Consider the following 18,823-nt stretch of genomic DNA (forward strand, 5'->3'; position numbering starts at 1 on the left):
CCCGAAGTAAGCGCTGTCAACAAACTGGCTCGAGGGTCTTCGGTCTCTGACGGTCCTGCTTAGTCATACAGGTGCAGCAACAAAGTTCAGAGCGCAACCGGGTAGCAGACCCTTATTCATAATCGATAGCGAACATATGGAAAATCTCGATCTGCGGCACATCAAACGCGATATATTCGCCTTCGCGGACGTAATCGACCGGAGCTTCGCCCGGAAGAAGCACGACCCTCGACGGTTTCCGGTCTCCCGTGTTGACTTGGACCCGGACGCCCGATACGGGAATATTCGGTTGCTCCTGCTGCATATTGATGACGTTGATCGTATCCCGCTTGCCCGACTGGTGGCGGAACATCGTGATCTCGACAGGTTTAGGCGCATTGGTCCGGAAATAAGCCGGCTTCGTAAGCAGAGAACGGATCAGATTGATAAAGATCGAGCGCTGCCCCTCCTTCGCCATCCTCTCCAAATAACCGGCGGCGTACATCGATTTTCCTTGCCCATACCGGTTCACGACAACCCCGGGATATGTAGTCGGAATCTCCGGCGGGCTGCTGATCGCCGACGCGAACTGGTGCGGATTGTCCGGATTCAGCTCGGGCAGCACGATCGTCGCCAGCGGCTCGGCCCCTTCGTGTTCCTGGACGATCAGCTGATTGCAGTTCACGGTTAGCGGGTAATAGTCGTCATAATCGGCAAAGTACGGCTTGCCGCTTTCGGTCGGCGCGTAGTAGGCAATATCTTCCCAGGTCGTCCGTTCATAGGTGACTCCGAATACGTCGGAAAGCATGTAATTGTCGTGCCGCTTCCCGGTTTTGTCCACCAGGGACGTATTCGCGCTGGCGTAGATGCTGCCTCCGGCTTCTACGAATTTACGGATCGCTTCGATCTCGTCTTCATCCATCATCTGCAGGTCGGGCAGGATAAGCACCTGGTATTTATGAAGCTCGTTCAACCGGTTTTTGGTGATGACACCGAACGGAAGATTGGCGTCGATCATCGCTCTGGCTGCATTTAACGCCGCTAGATGATGCGGTGTGCTTGCCGAATGCGGAACATTGTTCACCGTCTTGCCGCTGTCGCGCAAATCGATCAACGACTCGATATTCGTATAAATCGCAATATCTTGGCAATATTCGGCATCGTAATCCATAAAGGGCTCGTACCGACGGGTTTCCCCGTATATTTCGCCGAGCATCCGGTACATTTTCTCGTTCATCGTACCGAGCGGATCGATCGCATCGATAAAACTGAAGGCGCCGTTATTGGCCATCGCCAAATAAACCAGGTTTTTTAAATAATGCTTCGGCTTGTAGACCGTATGCTCCAGCAGGTTGGCGTCGGCGACCGTCGTCATAAATTCGACGGAATGGTTTTTGCTGGCGCTGTGGAACAGCTTGCACACGTAGTTAACGATCTGGGGACCGCCCGAAATATCGCCGCTTAAATAATCGTTTTGGTCAAAAAACTTCAGCGAAGCCGCCTGATGCCAGCCCACATAATAACCGGCCACATTATGCCCCAGGGAGATGCCCGGCTTCCACCGCTTGGCCGATTGCGTGACCAGCTCGGCGAATTCGGACTGCCACGCTTCCCGGCGCCGCTGGAACTGAACGAACTGCGGATCGTTCCAATCGACCACTCTCGGAATCTCGCTTATTCCCGTCTCCGCCAAATACCGCTTCCGGCACGCCGAGCAGTAGCATACTTGCGACAGCATGATCATGTCGATCCATAAGCCGTCGAATTCATAGTTTTTGCACAGCTGCTCGACATCGGCCAAGACCATATCCCGGTACCCTTCGTGGTTGTAACAGCATACGCCGTACCGGCCCGGCTGCCCCCAGTAGTAATCGCCGGTAGTCAAGCCGACTCCGTTCACCGCTCTCCATTCCGGATGATGATCGTACGCCCACTTCGACCATATATTATAGTAGACGATAGAAGGAAGTCCCGCTTCTTTGGTCAGTGTGGTGATCTCGCGGACGATGTCTCTGCCCTTCAGCCCTTTATGCATCTTGTCCGCCTTGGTCGGGAAGTTGGTGAGTCCTACACAGGAGTTCGTATAAAAGTAAATCGCGTCCACCTGCGCCAGCTTCATCAGCTCGATATAACGCTTGGAATCAAACTGCGATAAAAATCGCTCGTCCCAATCCGGGATATGCATGTCCACCAAACATCTGCGGTGACTTTTCTTAAACCACGGCTGGCTCATCGGTATGCCCCTCCTACTGTTCACTTCTTGCGTTGTACTTCTTGCTTTGTTCACTTTCACATAAACCTCTCGAAAAACCATTCTTTTCTGGAGCTCGTTACTTCCAACACATTTTCGTGCCTAAGCCCGTTTCCGGCTAAAGCTTGATCCCCGCAAAGTTAGATATCGATTTCCGTTCGCGTACCGAATCACCACCGTTCGGAAAATGTATTATATATAATCTATATTATAGCATAGTTTCCCTATAGCACAATATTTTTTTTGCCAAAACAAGTATGAACCTACCCGCCTATCTCCTCAGCAGAGGGTCCTCCTCCACCTCCTGAACATAACGCCCCTCCGCCGCTCCCTGAGTCCGGACCGCCCCACAACAAAAAGGCCGTCCCGGAAGGTGCGGCTCGCAGCCTTCGGGACAGCCTCTTCGAATCCTGATCCTGATTCCAGACCATACAGCGCCTGCATATGCGCTGCGGCAACCGTTACATTGCAATGCCGACGTTACATTACAATGCCGACATGACATTACAATGATTACATTACTATACCGACCTTGCCGTCCTCCACCTGCACTTTGTAGCTTCTCGTGCGTACCTTCTCGCTGAATACCGATTTGCCGGTCTTGATCTCGAACTCCCATCCGTGCCACGGACAGCGCACCAGTTCCCCCTTGCGGCCATACTCGTACTCGTAGACGAGGGACGGCAGCGTCGTGCCGCATATCGGGCCTTTGCACAAAGGAGCGCCTTCGTGCGGGCACCGGTTATGCAGAGCGAACAGCTCGCCGCCGACACGGTATACGCCGATCGACCGGCCCTTCACCTCCACGATAATCCGCTTGCCTTCCTCGATCTCGGCTTCGTCAGCCACGTAGTAGACTGTCATCGTAGTCGCTCCCCCTGTCTACAGCTTATATAACCGCTTTGCGTTGTCATAGTAAATTTTTTGCCGCGCCTCCGGGCGTAGCCGTTTCAATATTTCCGTCGGCACGTCATTGTCCCAGTGCGGATAATCGCTCGAGAACATCAGGAAGTTTTCGGCGTCGATCATATCGAAGATGGCGAGCAGATCTTTCGGATCGTCCGGCTCCTCGATCGGCTGCGTCGAGAACAGGCAATGGTCGCGGATATATTCGCTCGGCATCCGTTTCAGCCACGGTACCGAGGAGCGAAGCCCTTTGTAGTTTTTGTCCAGACGCCACATCAGGTGCGGCAGCCAGGCGATCCCGCCCTCCAGCATCACAAACTTCAGATTCGGAAATTTCTCGAACACCCCTTCGCAGACGAGACTGATCAGGTGCGCCATATAGTTTTGGGACAACGCCGTATGCCACTCCAGATAACGCGTCGGATACCCGGACGGCGTAGGCGCATGCGTCCCGCCGGCTCCTTCCGTCCCCGGATGGATCGCTACGGGCAGCCCGTGCCGCTCGGCCGCCTCATAGATCGGATGGAATTGGCGCTGGCCGAGCGGAGCCCGCTGGCCGCTTCCCATAATGACGCCGACCATCCGCGGATGATCGGCCATCCGGTCGATTTCGCGGGCAGCGAGCAGCGGATCGTGCGCGGATACTAGAATCGAACCGCGAAACTCGGGATAGTTCAGCCAGCGCTCGGCAAGAAAATCGTTGTACGCGGAAGCGATCACCGCCCCGTGATCGGGATCGTGCATCGCGGATACGCCCATCAGATCCCCGGTGAGGATCGCAACTTCGATCTGATACGGCACCAGCAGGTCCTGAATCAGAAATTCCGGGTCGGAAGCGGATGGTCCTCCGGAAGGCGGCCTGCAGTCCTGCCGGTTCACGCCGAGCGGATTATAATAGCCGTGACCGGGGAGACCCAGCCCCGAGCTCTCGACCCGGGACCTCCAAGGCTCCGGCAAATAGGGAAGAAGATCCCTCGGACTCGTTAACGAGTTATGGACGTCGACGTCAATTACTTTTTGATTTGGATTCATTGCGGATTCACCCTGCCCTTTCACAGTCGGTTCGGCTTGTTTGGGAATGTGTCGCTCGTGTCGCTCGTGTCGTTCGCCGCTTTCATATTTTTATTGTAAATCGCTTCGAATTGAATTACGATTGGTGATCATAGCATTTTTTTAGTGATTCTTCGTTTTTGGAAAGGAAAAGGAGGCAGCTTACCGGATGGAGATTTATAATATCGCTTTTCAGCAAGCCGTTAACGGCAACTGGGGGGTGCCGGAATCTACGGTGAAGCATCATGTGCTCTTCCTTATCGTTAGGGGCTCCGCGACGTACCGATTCGGAGACGAGACGGTTCGCATCCGCAAAGGCGAAGGGCTGTTTTTCCCGAAAGGCTCATTGCGTTCGTCCGTATCGGATGGCGAAGAGCCGATTCAGCTGTATTCCGCACACTTTAGGGATACTCTTCCGGAAGATCTCGCTCTGCTGCAAAACGGGACATTCCAGCTGATCCGTCCGCTCCATTACGACTATCTGAAACAGCGGTTCTCGATGCTGAATGAATGCTGGATCGGGAAAATGCCGTACTACGAGCTGATCGCGCGCGGTATCCTGTCCGAGATACTCGGGATCGTGCAGCGCGAGCTGACCGGCGGCGCCCACTCGGCTTCCCGCCGCAACCTGGCGCATCGCATCCAGCAGCACATCGTCCAACATTACAACAAGCCGCTTCGGATAAGCGAGCTGGCGGAAACGGTAAACCGGTCGCCGACCTACGTCTCCACCGTGTTCAAGGAAGTAACCGGACGCACGCCGATCGAATACATGCACGAGGTACGCATCTCCGCCGCACGCGAGCTGCTGCTTACCGACAATATGACGATCGGGGAAATCTCCGAATCGCTCGGCTATTGCGATCAGACGTACTTCAACTACATGTACAAAAAAATCGTCGGCCATCCTCCTTCCCATACATTGAAAATTCAGAATCCGCTGTAGAGACGAGACGCGCTGGGCTTGCCTCTGCCTCGGGCAGCGGCCACCCGGGGAGCATGGCGAAGGCTTCGGGAGTTATTGAAAAGGGGCTGTCCGAAAGTGTTTATAATCAGGGGGACGGTCCCCCTTTTCAAACGAAAGGACCTCAAATTCCCACTGTAACGTGGGGACTGAGGTCCTTTTCCCGAGAAAAATCGGTTCTAGACAGGGCTCGAAAAATCGCAGTACGGCTATGGAGACAGCCCCTTCTCTGACGTGCAAACTATAAGCCAGCGCGCGGGAGGGAAGGGGATTTCTGCTCTGCGATCGGCGGCGTGTCCAGCGCAAAAAAGTAGTCCATAAACAACGGATGAAGTACCGCAATACGCTGCCCGCCTGCCGCAATGGCACCTTTCATTTCCTTTGAACCGCGCCGCCGCTATTCATTGACACATGCGGCATTCCGTTCGTTCTCACATGCCTCCATCCGGTTAACCGGCCATCGCCTTGCATGCCAATGCGCAGGAGTAGCACGCTTCGGCGCAGCGCTGACAAGGGTCGTGATCATGCTTTCTGCATTCTTGAGCGCAAGCTTCGCATACCTCCGCACAAATCATACAGATCTGCTTCGCGTACGAGCTGTTCAACGACATCGCTTGGGCGGCGAAGGCGCAAATCTCCGCGCATTCCCGGCTGAGGCGGATGCTTGCCTTCAACATGCCGGCATGGTCTTCCTCCAGGCAAGCCTGGTAACATTGATTGCAGGCCATCACAGCTTGCAGGCATTCTTCCATACAACTCTGTATTTGTTCGGTTGACATTAGCGGAACCTCCCATCGGCCGTATACTGTTTCTTACCCCGACGAGTCTGGTTGAAACCACCATGCGCTCCGCGATTTTCGGCTAAACCGCCGCTTCCAGCCATTTCCTTATCACTTCGGCCAGCTTGTCCCGGCCTGCTTCGACATCGCTCCTGCCGGCAAACTTGACGATGGCCCGGTCATTCGCCGCCCAATCGAGCAACCCGGTACCGTCCTCGATCAACCGTTTATTCTCCGCATGCCGCTTCGCCTTCGCCCCGCAATGAAACACCAGTCTGAACATTTCTTTTCCATGAAGCTGAAACGTGATCCGGTCTTCGCCGTTCATACAAAAGCTAGGAGCATTCCACTTGATATGCTCCGTCAGCCGGGCGTCCGCCTCCAGAATGATCGTCCGGACGTCTTCGATCTCCGGCTTCAGCGGATGTTCGAGCTCATTCAGGAAGAGCAGGACCTGCTCGCTGCCGGTTAATTTGGCCGTTTTCTTTGGATTCGCTGCCATATACGCGTACGCTCCTTACCGATCTGCCGCCGGTCCCGGGACGTCCCGTTCCCCCAATTTCGGCCGGCGATCCTGCCGGCCGCGCTCATATGCAGCTTGTCGCTCGTTATGAGAAAGGGCGGCAGTCATCGTTTATTGGTATACCGTCGTTAGTTCCATTTTAAGCCAAACTGCTCTTTTCGTATATGCCTAGTTACGTATATATAAGATCCCGGCTGGCGGCCGGCGTATCACAGCCTGTATTGCCCGGTCGCATCAATAAAGGGACGGATGCCTGTCCAGTCGTCCTTCCAGAAGTCGAAACGGATGTAAGCTTCATTTCCGTTGTGAAAACCGGTTCGGTCGAAAGGAATATTCGTCAGGCGGTCGATTTCCGGCTGCAGCGCTGCCCCGCCTTCGCCGTCTCTGCGCACAATCAGACCTCGGACCCGGTCGTCCGCGAGCAGCGTCAGGAAGTTGCGGTGTTGTTTGCCGGCGAGCTTGTACTCGATACAGTCTCCGCGCTTCGGAACGGATACGAGGATGTTGGGCTTCCATGCCTCGTGGTTCAGAATGTAACGGTGAATCTCGCCGGCCATCCGGCGTTCGCGTTCCGTCATAAATCTTCTCAGGATATCTTCCGCTTCGAGCTGATCCTTGGCGATGCAGTTCGTCTGGCTGAAGTCGAGAAACTGCCCGATCAAAAAGCTGGAAAGCGCGTCCCCACTGCTCTCGTACGTGAGCTTCGCCTGCCTCAGAAACCCGAAAATCTGCTCCCAAGTCCGGACGATCGGATCGGACGCTAGCTGCTCCGAATGGGCCAGCAGCTTCTTATGGCCGTCCAGCTGACTGCGGTACAACCGGTCGTCCTTTATTTTTACTTCAAGAACGAGCGCCAGTTCCGGCGAGACTATCGCTCCGTCCGCTATCGTATACGAATGGGGCTCGCCTTCCGTGCTGACGTCCGCCTCCCTGGCGATGGCAAGCACGCCTCCCAGCGCCGATCGCTGCCGAAAGGTGGAAGCCGCCTGAATATGATATTCCGGCTTCTCGGAGGGCGGTGTTATCCCGAGTTCGCGGCAAAACGATCGGAATAAAGAAACGTCCGCATGCTCCAGCATGTTCAGGAACGCTTTCGTCACGTTATTCTCCAGCTGAAGAACCGGAGATTCGCCTGACCGGCCGCTCGTCTGGCCGCGAAAATAATGAAAAATATTGTTGTAGATGCTCATGCGCTTCCCCCATTCCAGCTCATTCAGAAAATTATAACCAAAGAAACCCGATAAATCATCCGTTTGCGGCCAAACGCGCACGAAAAATGCGCCTCCTTAGACGGGAAGGCGCATCGTTTGCCATTGCGATAAAGGGGTACCGGGTGTGACCCGGACCCGGAATCGAGCTAGCCCCGCGGGAAGGGGAGTGCGCTAGCGGGAATACGCTAGCGGATTACACTTGCTGGAAGGCGCTAGCCTACTGCGATAGCAGAAAGTGCAAGCCGACTGTGAATGCTAAACCGCTTACCCTTTCCGCTGCTGGTGCTGGTGCTGGTGGTGTTGCTACTGCTTCCCTTTCTCGGCTTCGACCAATTTGTTCACCGCTTCCTCCGTCTGCTTCAGCGCTGTATTAACGTCCATCCCGCCGTTCAGATATTGTCTGAATATCGTGACGGCCGCGCTTTCCGCTTTGCTGCGATAGATCGAGGCCACCGGGTACGGGACCGGCTTGCTTTTGAAGATCGAAGGCAGGTCTTTGTTTTTCAGAGCCGGGTTCTCGCTGCCGAGCGCATCCTTCACCTTCTCGCTCCGGAGCGGAGACAGTCTGCCTTTCTGGGACAAGGCGAGCTGCACCTCTTCTGAAGACATCAGATCGATGACCTTGGCGACGTCATCCTTGTACTTGCTCGGTTTGGTGCCGACCGCAACATACACGCTTGCATTGCCGTACGTGTTCGGCTGCTCGGGATAGCTCGGGTATTGGGCGACGTCCCAGTTCAGTCCTTCCTTCTCCGCACTCGCCAGCTGGTTCAATATATTCAGATCGAGCAGGATCGCGAGCGTTTTGCTTTTCATAAACTGATCCTTAGGCGATTCAGCTATATAGCCGTTGCCCGGGATGTCGTAGATCGACTTCGCCAGCTCGAATACTCTTCTCCATTTGTCGGTATTGATAATCGCTTTGTCCGTCTTCGGATCGATGACCGCAATCGATAAAGGCTGCGACATCCAGATGATCGTAGATCCGGGATCGAGGCCGCGGTATTGGGTTCCGCCTTCTTTACGCGTCAATTTCCGGGCCGTATCGAGCAGTTGATCCCAGTTCATCCCGTTCGTCGGGTACGCGACCCCGAATTTATCGAAAATGTCTTTGTTATAATACATGGCGTGGTAGTTGACGTTGACGGGCAAGCCGTACAGCTCGCCTTTGTCCGAAGCGTTTTTGACATCGTTTATATACGTGGCTTCGAACCGGCCCAGATCGACTCCGTTCGTTTGGAACTGAGGCGTCATATCGTATACGAGCTCTTTGTCCCGGTACGAAGCTAGATTGCCGTTGAAGGTGATGATAATATCGGGGGGAGTTCCGGCCGCCAGCAGCGCATCGATCGTCGTCCCCTGGCTCTCCGGGTTGTAGTTGATCGTGATGTGCGGATACTTCTTCTTCAAGTGCTCGTTTACGATCGCCTGGAATTCCGGGTCGACGACGGCTCCCGTTCCTTGAACCGCCAGCTGCAGCGTGATCGGATCTTTGTTGACCTCCGGTTTAACCTGCTGTCCCTGCTCGCCGCCTTCCTTGCCCCCGCATCCGGCCGCCGCCGTCAATACGGCGATAGCCAATACACTTGCCGAAACCACTCTCTTTTTCATTCGAGCCCCTCCCTGATCATGGTAAGTGCCACGCGTGTGTTTCTAATTTCATAGTAAAGAATTTTGTAAGCGCTTTACATGCACATAATGATCAAACAGCTTATACTTTATTTCAAGCAGGGCGGCAAAGGGGCAGCGGCTCCCGGCGCACGGGGACCCAGTCACACGACGGCTGACCAACCCTGGCTTACGCGCAGGCGTTGGGCCCGCGGTGCGGGGTGAAGGAACGCATCCCACTGCTTGCGCGAAGGCGTTGGGCCACGGGGCAGGGGGATGGTGTAAAGCGTTTTGGCTCATTCTGCGAAATATTCCTGCTTCTCTGCAGGGAATCATTTAAATTTCGACTAATTTCAGAAAGAATCCTGCCTAAACGAAAGGACCTCACTTCCACGGTAACGTGGAGGCTGAGGTCCTTTCCTTTTTCTCGAGGAATATCGGTTGGAAGCGGAGCGCGAAAAATCGCAACATGACTTGGGAGACAGCCACCCAATCCCCATTAGCATCAGCACCAGTACCAGTACCAGTACCAGTACCAGTACCAGAACTAGCACCAGCACCCTCATCATCATCTCTGAGTCAGACAGCCAAGGCGATTATTGGCTTCGCGAGAGCTTCAGCAACTCGTACAGCGCCGTAACGAATTCGCCGCGAGTCACGTCCTCCAGACCGCCCTCCTCAAGCGGACTGCGGTACTCGACTCCGAGCGAGCGGCGGGCGGCCGCGATCCACCGTACCGCCATCGGCCGCGACAGGTTCGGCTTCGCCGCCCAGTACGTCCGGTACGGCTCTTCCTCCGCCAGCTTGCGCGGCCCGATATCCGTGCCGGCCGGTGCAATCCGGTCCGTCGCGGGAAGCGCCGGCAAGCGGGCGCCGCCGGGCAGCGCTCTGGCCAGGTTCAGCCACATGGAGGCGTCGGCCAAGGTGCAGCTCTCGTCCGGGCGCGCTTCGTAGCTGGTGAAAAACGACTTCGTCCCGAAATATTGCAGCGCCGCGTGCGCCGGGTGATTCGCCTTCACATCACGGAAATAGGTGATCAGCTGGTTCGCTTCGATCAATTCGTCCTGCAGCTTGTCGATGCAGATCTGCTGAACGCAGGTCCCGAGCGTCTGGCTCATCGAAGCGGCGGCTCCAGCGGCAAAGCCGAGCTGCAGCCAGAACGGCTCCATCCGGATCGTTCCGAAGCCCATATGCGTAGCCGATACCGCGACCGGAACGAGCAGATTCGTTACCTGCTCCGGCACCATTACGCCGAACGGAATCTGATACACTTCGGTCAGCTTGCCGAAGCCGAGGAATCCTTCCAGCGCCCGATTTTGCCCGATCGGCTCCCGCTTGCGGGTCGCATGGGAATCGATCGCATAGTCGCCGGTCGCTATACTGTCGTAATGCACGGGCGACCGGTTCAACCCCGGCGCGAGTCTGGCATCGTTTTCCGTAAACACGTACCGTCCGACGATCCTCCGTGCTTCCCGCACATAGATTTGCGGTGGGAAATGGCCGGTCTCCGGAAATTCGTCCGCCGCATACCCCCATTTCCGCGCCTCCGCCCGGAACGTCTCCGGCAGCTCTCCGTCCTCCTGAAGAAACCAGAGCAGCCCCTGGATGTATTCCCGATGGCGAGTCGCGATCCGCTCCCGCTCCGAACGGTTTCCTTCCGGGTAGCCGTGATTTTCGCCCGGCAGATCCGTCGAGCACGAACAGTTGTGGTGATTGTTCGTATCCGTTTTGCCGTTGGGGATAGGCGACAGCTTGATTACATCGCCGAATGTTTTCAGCCGGCCCGCCGCAATATCGCCGAGCAAGCTAGTATATTCGTTGCGGTTGTAATGAGCCGGTTTGGTAAACGGTACCCGGTTATCCGGATTGTTCGTCATACAGAGCCGGAAATTGTACGCTTGCAGCAACTCGTCGCCTTCCCCCGTACTGCCGGGAAGAATCTCCTTCGTGTTGTATTCGCAATACAGCTTGCCGGCCAGCTCCTCGTTCCATTCGTCACGGGATTCGCGTCCGATCCGGTACGGCACACCGGCCATGGCCGCCAGATCCCCCTCATACGTGGCGTCGATAAACTGATGCGCATGGTACGCCGTTTTCTCGCGCGACCGCACGTCCTCGGCCTCCACACCTGCAATCCGTCCGCCTTCCATCTGAACGGAGAGAAGCTGCCGTTCAACTAGTACGGTAACTCCGGGCTCATTTCCAAGCAGCGTATGCATCACTTTACGCGCTACGGAAGGCTCGAATCTCAAGCCTCCGCAGCAATCCTTCACCTGCTGCGACTGCTCGCCGTATACGGATACGTAGTGCTCATGCACGAGCGTCAGAAATTCGCCGAACACCGATCCGGACGTATCCACCGAACGGATGTCGGTCTCTCCCAGACCGCTCGTCATCAAACCGCCGACGAAAGCGGAAGGTTCGATCAGAAGCACGCGTTTCCCGCGCCGCGCCGATGCGATGGCCGCACCGATGCCGGCAGGTGTTCCTCCATATACGATCGTATCCGCCTGAGTGTGTAAAGGTTGCACAGTAAACTCTCCTCTATGTTCCGGTTTTATTCGATCCCGCTTCACGGCGTTTCTGCCTTATTCTAGCTGAGGTCTCCGTCTGTAACCCATTATAAACGTCTGAATCGCTGCTTCTAGTATCACTTTAGTTTAATCAAAAAATGGGCAGCACCAAGGCTTCCCATCGATATAGCGCATTCCTAAATTCGCCGGATCGTGTTACGATGCTGCTATGACTCCCCGATCGAGGTGCTTCTATGCCCGTAATCAAATCAATCACCCTTCGAACAATCGCAGAGGGTTCGGATTGACCGTCCAAACGGTATCCAAAGCGTTAAAAGGAAAACCGGGGATGTCCGAGTCTACACGCCAATTAGTCGTCCGGACGGCGGAAAAGCTGGGCTACTTGACGAAAGAACAGATCCGCGGCTTACGAGCCTCGACTGGCATTCGATGTTTTGGTTGTATTGATGATTCGCCCTTTAGACAGCTTTCTGCGAGCAGGTCGTGTTCAGATACGCTGAAAAACGTAATGCCGTAGGCTATTGCTATATAACAAAATAAGAGTTTCTGGCACCCTCTATTTTCAGCCTAATCGATAAACAGAAGCGAATAAAAGCGGTTTGCACCCCTTACTTCAACCAACTGGCGGGGTCTGCACCCTTTTTGCCGATTATAGAAGCCCCAACTCGCTCTTATTTCCCCATCCAAGATGGTTTCGGACAAAATAAACGCTGCAAACCGCTCTTATCCGGTTCCTTCCTGTCTATAAGCAAGACGCAGGGCCGACCCCGACACGGTGAATGACCTGCGTTAGCCAACCATTCCGAATTGTTAAAAAGCATCCCGTCCCGCTAACGCGGTTCAGGATGCTTGCATTCCATTAAAAATCTTTCATTCCTTACTCTTGCAAATAAGTGTTCACCTTGTTCTGAACCGACTTAGCCACCTCTTCGGCGGATTTTTGGCCGGAAAAGAACGGGCCGGCTTCCTGCTCGACGATCGCTTTTACCTTCGGATTGGTATCCGCGTATACCCGGAGTTCCGACAGCGCCTGTTCGATCGCGTCGATATCCTTTTGCTCCGCCGGGCGCGGCTTGAATTCTTTGCCGTCCTTCGTCATCAGCTTGATCTGGTTTTTGCCGTCGCCCGATCCAATTTCCTTGAGCTGCGCCTGCCGCTCCAAGCTCGCCTTGCGGTTGACCGCAAAGCCGGACAGCTCGCGGGTTTTCTGCATATCCTCGGACAGCAGCAGCTTGACGAATTCCCACGCCTCCTGCTTATGGCCGGATTTGGCATTGATCGAGAGCCGCATATCGGACGTAAACGAAAGTCCCTTTGAATCGGTATAGGCTGGCACTTTGTAAAAAGCTCCGTTGCCGCCGAACTGCATCTGGCTGAGCAGAATCATGTCTTCGTACTGAAGGGGCGAGAACGCCTGAAACAGGATGTCGGCCCGCTCGGGTCTTTCCGGGGTGACCAGCTTGGCGTCCGCCATCGCTTTGCTCAGCTTGAGCATGTCCGTGAACAAACCGGTGTCAAACTTCTTGTTCGCGTCGTTGACGAGCTTTCCGTAGCTGGAATCGACCATTTGAGACAGCAGTGCGGCGCCGCTCGTGTTGATCAGCGCATACCGGTCCGGAACGCCGTCTTTGTTCGCATCCTGGGCCAGAGGCTCGACGGCGGCTTTGAAATCGTGCCACGTCCATACGTCGTCGTTCAGGCTGACGCCGCCGAGCGCGTCCTGATTGCCGAGCAGCCCGTTCAGCGTCAGCTTGGCCGGAAGCGCATAGATGCCATCTTTGTATACCATCGCGTCGAATACGTTGGAATAATAGTCGTCCCGCTTGAACGAGCCGTCTTTTTTCATCAGATCGGCGATATTTTCCAGCAGCTTTTTATCGGCGTATTTCTTGTAAGGGAAATTTTCGTCGGTGATCAGAATGTCCGACGCCCTGCCGCTCATCAGCTCGGTATTGACCGTGCTCGTGAACTTCTCCGCATCTTTCGGGTCGGGCTTTTCCCCTTTGCGGATCATCGTTTTGCCGTCGGACTTCGGAGCGGCGATGCTTTCCTTGATCTCGATTTTGACGTTCGGATGGCTCTCCTCGAATTTTTGCTTGGCCAGCTCGAGAAAACGGTTCGAGGACTGCACCGATAACGTCAGCGTAACCGGTTCGGCCAACTTTGCTCCGGCATTCCCTTTCTCCCCCTCCGCAGCGCCGGCTCCGGCATCCGTATTGCCCGCCGGCGATCCCCCGGCTCCTCCGCATGCAGATAGCATCGCCATAGATAACAGCGTGCCTCCGGCGATCCATCTGCGCCATGTTTGTCTCCTCGTCATCGTTGTTCCTCCCCATTCATATAAATGCAAGCCTCCTCGGCCTATCGGCGACGCCGGTTCGCGGCGTTTTGAGCCAGCGCCCCCAAGACCGGCATACAAACGATCACGAACAGATCCTGCGGCCGAATGACATAATCCGTCCCGGCCAGTTGGGCGGCCACCGCCGAGATCACTGCCGCTGCGCACGTATATGCAGCCAGACGGACGATCCCTGCGGCCAGATCAACGCCTTCCAGCGCCCACTGGCGCAGTCCGATCCACACGAGCGGCAAGCCGGCCAGAAGTCCGGTACACGTTAGTCTGCCGACAAGCAGCTCAACCCGCATATGGATCAGCTCCCCGGGCGTGGCCACATACCCCATCGCAGCGACTTGACGCCGCCACTCGGCCAGCCATAAGTCCCGGTAAAAGCTCCAATCGATCAGTTCTTCCGGAAACAGCCGTGCCGGGATGTAATACCGGTGCCGGATCGCCAGCCATATGGCCAGCATACTTGCGAGCAGCGCGGCAATCGCGGCCAGATCCGCGGCAAGCGTCTTCCAATGGCTCCGCAGCACGTCCGGCCAATCTTCGGCTGCAAGCCCCCGCCGCAGCTGACGTCCGATCTTGCGGATCCGGCCGATCACAAGCCGAACCGACCAGCCGATCCCGGCAAGCCCGACCGCCGCCAGCAGCAGCTTCGGCATCTGGGCGATCCAGTCCCGCTCCGCCGCGTAATTCACGATCCGGTAGCCGGACGGGGATATGCCTATCGCGGCCAGTGCGTTCCTTACTTCCGTCTCCCCGGTAATTACCGCGCCCGGACCCGCCTGCAGCTCGATAGCCGAAACCCGTATCGACGGACGGAGCTCGGTCAGCGTCGTAACCGGTACGAGCAGATCCGGCTTGCCGTTATCGGTCATCTTGTGAAGCAGCGACGTAGACGCCTCGTAGACGCCGACAATTTTAAACGTAGCCCCCATAATCTGCATCGGCATTCCGACGACATCCCGGGTGCGAAACAGCTTGTCGGCGAGATCCGAGCTGATCAGGACGACCCTCGCATGCTCCACAATCGACCGCCCGGTCAGCAGGCTGCCCCGAACGAGCGGGAAGTTCGCGAAGCGGTCGTATAACGCGCTGACGCCGAAAACGTCCGCTTCCGTCCGCTTGTCTCCGCTCGAGACGGCGTCAACGGTACGGGCGGAGTAAAACGCCGGACGCCCCCACTTCCCGACGAGCTTGTCGGCCTCCTGTAACGTCAGCTGCGCGGAGCCGGACGGATCGGCCGACAGGTCGGCGTTAACCCCGAGCTTGCCCAGCGATTCCGTGCCGTTCAGATCGCGCCACTGGGTGAGAAACGACTCTGCCAGCCCAAAACAGGCGACGAGCAGCAGCATCCCGGCGAAGACGAGCCACGATGTTCTGTACGATCGTATCAAAGCTCCTCCTCCTTATGGCGCCAGCATGACACGGTCTCCGTCCCGGACCGGCTTGCTGCCCGATACGATAATCTGGTCGAGCGGACTCACGCCGCTGTCGATCGACGATTTATCGTCATCTCCATCGATAATCGTGACGGCCGCACGCTGCGCGTACATTTCATCGCCGAGCGGCCCTTTGACCTGCTTCATCACAAGCACGTACTTGCCGCTGTCGTCTTCCCGAACCGCCGCATTCGAGACGAGCATCCTGGACTGGGACATCTTTTTGGATACGAACAATTCTCCCGTTTCCCCGCCCCGGAGCCGGTCGTCCGTCAATTCCACGACAAGCTCTTTGCGGCTGGCATTCGCGCCCGAGGCCGTGCTGCTCGTCCCGCTGACGGGATCGTTAATGGCGCTCAGACGGCCGTTCAATCTGGCGTTGCTGAGGGACGGGATCATCACTTCGACCGTATCGCCCACGTTGACATATTTCGTCTTGGACGAATCGATCGTCGTCTTGAACCGGTACCCCTTCGACTCGTCGGTTACTCTCGCGATCGAGCGGCCGCTTGCCGGGACTAGCCCTTCAGTCGCGTTCAGCTCGATCAACGTACCGGTTACGGTTGAGACCAGCTCCGCTCCCCGCTCGAGCTGCTCCCGTAGCTGCCTGATTTTGCGCTCCTGAATTTGCATATCGAGCTTGACGCTGTCAAGATCGCGCTCCAGCGACCGCTCCTGGAGCACGTTCCCGTTTTTGATCGCTTCGACGAGATTGTCCTGCAGCTTTTGCACGTTCAGCTTTTTTTGCTCGTAGCGAGCCTCCTCGTCCATCAGCGAGCCGCGGGCGTCATCCGTCTTGAACGTGACGAGCGTCTGGCCTGCGGTTACTTTATCGCCGGTTTTGACGAAAACCTGATCGACCGTCCAGCGGGTATCGACGTTGAGTTCAGCTGTTTCCGCGACCTCCACCGCTCCGGAACCCGCGATTTCATGCGACAAAGCTCCGGGGGCGGCCTTCTCGACCGTGACTTGGGGAAGCGAGTAATGAAGCAGCGTGTTCGAAAACAAAGTAAGGGTAATCATCAGCAAAGCAAAAGCGGCAATAACGCTCCGGATCATCCGCTTGCGCGCGGATGCGGCCGCCGGCTGTGAGAGATGCTGCTGCGGGATGTCCAGAGACTCCATGACCGTTCGTTCACCTCCGTTAGTTCGTGTTTCGTCCTGCTTTTCGGACGGCGGTGTCGGTTAACACTGCACGCGTGTCAGCCCTTTAAACCCGACAGCTGAATCCCTTCGATCAAATACTGCTCCGCGTACAGCATCAGCAGCAGCATCGGAGCCATATAGATTGCGCAAGCGGCAAACGCGATCCCCCGCTCCCCTTCGCCGATCACCGACAAATAAACCGAGAGCGGCTGCTTGATCGCATCGCGCAAAAAAACGATCGGCTGCTCGACCATGTTCCAGTTGTCGACGAACGCGAGGATGGCGAGGGCAGCCAGCCCCGGCCTGCACATCGGCAGCACGATGCCTAGAAAAATCCGGAGATGTCCAGCTCCGTCCGCCCGCGCCGCCTCGATGTAGCTGTAAGGAATCGCAAGCATGAACTGCCGCATCAAAAAGACGCCGAACGCCGCAAAAATGCCGGGAAGTATAATCGCGAAATACGAGCCCAGCAGCCCAAGCTTGTCGGCCACGATAAAATTCGGCACGAGCGTCACCTGAAACGGCATCAGCATCGTCACGATGTACATAAAAAACAGCGGCTCCCTGAACCGGAACCGGAGCTGCGAGAACGCATAACCCGCCAGCGACGCGACGACCAGCTGTCCGGCGATAATCGGAACGACCATCAGCACCGAATTCCAGAACATGAGCAGAAACGGCTGTTTTTTCACCAGAACATCGTAGTATTGTCTAATCGTTACCAAGTCCGGAATCCATTTCAGACGGACGTACGAGCTTGCCAACCGAGGATCGAGTCCCGTGCCGTCGCCCGATATCGCCTCGTAAATCCCAGTTATTTCGCTTTCGGCCATCAGCGAGTTCGTCAGCGTCAGCACGATCGGGAAGACGAATGCGCTGGCGAGTCCGAGCAGAAAAGCAGTCAGCAGCGCCTTATGCAGCCCGGCCCCGAGCCTGAACGTCCGACGCTTCCAGGACGGCCCGCTTCGGGCGGGAGCGGTCCCTCTATAGAGCGGCACTGCCGCCTCATCCTTCCTCATCCGCTGTATCCCCCCTTTCCGTTCGAGTATCATCCGATCGACCTTGCTATCCGGCGTTCTACCGTAAACAACACAAAGACGAGCGCGACAATCACAACCGCCATCATAAAGGCGGCGCTGGTCAGCTTTTGGTAATCGAGCGATTTGAACATGTTGTTCATGTAATGCTGCATCATGTAGATGCGCTCCTGCGGATATTCCCCGGCAATCATATACGTCTCCCGAAATACCTTGAACGAATTGACGATCGACATAATGAACACGAAAAATGCCGTCGGCGTCACATAAACGAGCGTAATCGTCCGCCACTGGCGGAAGCGGCCGGCCCCGTCGATCGAGGCGGCTTCGTAGTATTCACCCGGAATATTCTGCAGTCCGGCGAGAAACAGCACCATGTTGTAGCCGACGTTTTTCCATAAATAAACGATGACGACAACCCAGAACGCCATCGGGCTTTCCATCCAGTCTACCGCCCCTGCGCCCCACGCCACGAGAAGCCCGTTCACGCTCCCGTTCAGGTCGAACAGCGACTGCCAGACGAGGACGACGGAGGCTACCGGAATAACGAGCGGAGCGAGAAAGCCGATGCGCAGCCAATTGCGTCCGTAAACGCTCCGGTTCAGCAGCATCGCGAGCAGCAGCGACAGCAGCATGTTCAGCGGAACGCTTACGAGCGTGAACAGCAGCGTATTGAGCGCAGCTCTCCGGAATACGCCGTTGCCGATCAGCTCGGTATAATTGCGCAGTCCGACGAACGTGCCGTCGACCGGAGTATCGACTAACGAATAATAAAAGCCGACGCCGAACGGGAGGAGGAAAAAGACCGAGAACCCGGCCAGGCTAGGCGCCAGAAAAACGCCGGCTATCCAACCGTCGTGAAACCGCAAGCGGCGGCGTTTGCGCGGAGCCGGAGCGTTCCGGCCGCCGGTTTGAAATCCCGCAAGATCGCCGGAGGATGCCGGAGACGGGAACGTTGTGCGCTTCATCAGCCGTTTCCAGCTGGTTTTCATTCGAAAGTTGCACACCGCCTTTCCGTTCGAATTGGGTGCTTTCGCTGGTAATAATTG

At 56.2% G+C, this 18,823-nt stretch carries 14 protein-coding genes; 1 reads left to right on the forward strand and 13 read right to left on the reverse strand.

Translation table 11 applies throughout. The annotated features are described in order from the left end of the window. Nucleotides 1-112: 112 nt before the first annotated feature. The 3 genes from PV433_RS24495 to PV433_RS24505 all read right to left on the reverse strand — a co-directional run bounded on the left by PV433_RS24495 (nt 113) and on the right by PV433_RS24505 (nt 4,168). Nucleotides 113-2,212 (reverse strand): alpha-amylase family protein, encoded by a 2,100-nt coding sequence (locus PV433_RS24495; protein ID WP_332074651.1) that lies wholly within the window; start codon nt 2,210-2,212, stop codon nt 113-115. A 531-nt stretch (nt 2,213-2,743) separates the two neighbouring features. Then, nucleotides 2,744-3,094 (reverse strand): Rieske (2Fe-2S) protein, encoded by a 351-nt coding sequence (locus PV433_RS24500; protein WP_332074652.1) that lies wholly within the window; start codon nt 3,092-3,094, stop codon nt 2,744-2,746. An 18-nt stretch (nt 3,095-3,112) separates the two neighbouring features. Next, nucleotides 3,113-4,168 carry an amidohydrolase family protein gene (locus PV433_RS24505; RefSeq protein ID WP_332074653.1) on the reverse strand — a complete coding sequence of 352 codons (1,056 nt, stop codon included), beginning with the start codon at nt 4,166-4,168 and terminating at the stop codon, nt 3,113-3,115. Between the two features lie 187 nt (nt 4,169-4,355). Between PV433_RS24505 and PV433_RS24510 the strand changes: the two genes are divergently transcribed. Further along, nucleotides 4,356-5,132, forward strand: coding sequence for an AraC family transcriptional regulator (locus tag PV433_RS24510; protein ID WP_332074654.1), 777 nt, complete (start codon nt 4,356-4,358; stop codon nt 5,130-5,132). A 467-nt stretch (nt 5,133-5,599) separates the two neighbouring features. Here the strand turns inward: PV433_RS24510 and PV433_RS24515 are convergent, their stop codons facing one another. From PV433_RS24515 to PV433_RS24560, 10 genes are all read right to left on the reverse strand, one after another. Next, a complete protein-coding gene (locus tag PV433_RS24515; protein ID WP_332074655.1) occupies nt 5,600-5,929 on the reverse strand; it encodes a four-helix bundle copper-binding protein in 330 nt (109 codons plus the stop codon). 82 nt (nt 5,930-6,011) lie between these two features. Then, nucleotides 6,012-6,431 (reverse strand): DUF1801 domain-containing protein, encoded by a 420-nt coding sequence (locus tag PV433_RS24520; RefSeq protein WP_332074656.1) that lies wholly within the window; start codon nt 6,429-6,431, stop codon nt 6,012-6,014. A gap of 230 nt (nt 6,432-6,661) precedes the next feature. Then, nucleotides 6,662-7,723, reverse strand: coding sequence for a hypothetical protein (locus PV433_RS24525; protein ID WP_332074657.1), 1,062 nt, complete (start codon nt 7,721-7,723; stop codon nt 6,662-6,664). 243 nt (nt 7,724-7,966) lie between these two features. Next, nucleotides 7,967-9,274, reverse strand: a complete 1,308-nt coding sequence (locus PV433_RS24530) for an ABC transporter substrate-binding protein (protein WP_332074658.1) — start codon at nt 9,272-9,274, stop codon at nt 7,967-7,969. Nucleotides 9,275-9,867: 593 nt separating this feature from the next. Then, on the reverse strand, nt 9,868-11,802 hold the full coding sequence (locus PV433_RS24535) for an FAD-dependent oxidoreductase (protein WP_332074659.1): 1,935 nt from the start codon (nt 11,800-11,802) through the stop codon (nt 9,868-9,870). A gap of 880 nt (nt 11,803-12,682) precedes the next feature. Continuing rightward, nucleotides 12,683-14,125 carry an ABC transporter substrate-binding protein gene (locus tag PV433_RS24540; protein ID WP_332074660.1) on the reverse strand — a complete coding sequence of 481 codons (1,443 nt, stop codon included), beginning with the start codon at nt 14,123-14,125 and terminating at the stop codon, nt 12,683-12,685. Nucleotides 14,126-14,166: 41 nt separating this feature from the next. Further along, nucleotides 14,167-15,546: an ABC transporter permease gene (locus tag PV433_RS24545; protein WP_332074661.1), complete on the reverse strand. Its 1,380-nt coding sequence runs from the start codon at nt 15,544-15,546 to the stop codon at nt 14,167-14,169. Nucleotides 15,547-15,558: 12 nt separating this feature from the next. Then, on the reverse strand, nt 15,559-16,716 hold the full coding sequence (locus PV433_RS24550) for an efflux RND transporter periplasmic adaptor subunit (protein WP_332074662.1): 1,158 nt from the start codon (nt 16,714-16,716) through the stop codon (nt 15,559-15,561). Between the two features lie 77 nt (nt 16,717-16,793). Continuing rightward, nucleotides 16,794-17,756, reverse strand: a complete 963-nt coding sequence (locus PV433_RS24555) for a carbohydrate ABC transporter permease (RefSeq protein WP_332074663.1) — start codon at nt 17,754-17,756, stop codon at nt 16,794-16,796. Nucleotides 17,757-17,785: 29 nt separating this feature from the next. Next, nucleotides 17,786-18,766: a carbohydrate ABC transporter permease gene (locus PV433_RS24560; RefSeq protein ID WP_332074664.1), complete on the reverse strand. Its 981-nt coding sequence runs from the start codon at nt 18,764-18,766 to the stop codon at nt 17,786-17,788. Nucleotides 18,767-18,823 lie beyond the last annotated feature (57 nt).

This window comes from Paenibacillus sp. GYB004 (assembly GCF_036577605.1).
GTDB classification, from domain to species: domain Bacteria; phylum Bacillota; class Bacilli; order Paenibacillales; family NBRC-103111; genus Paenibacillus_AB; species Paenibacillus_AB oceani.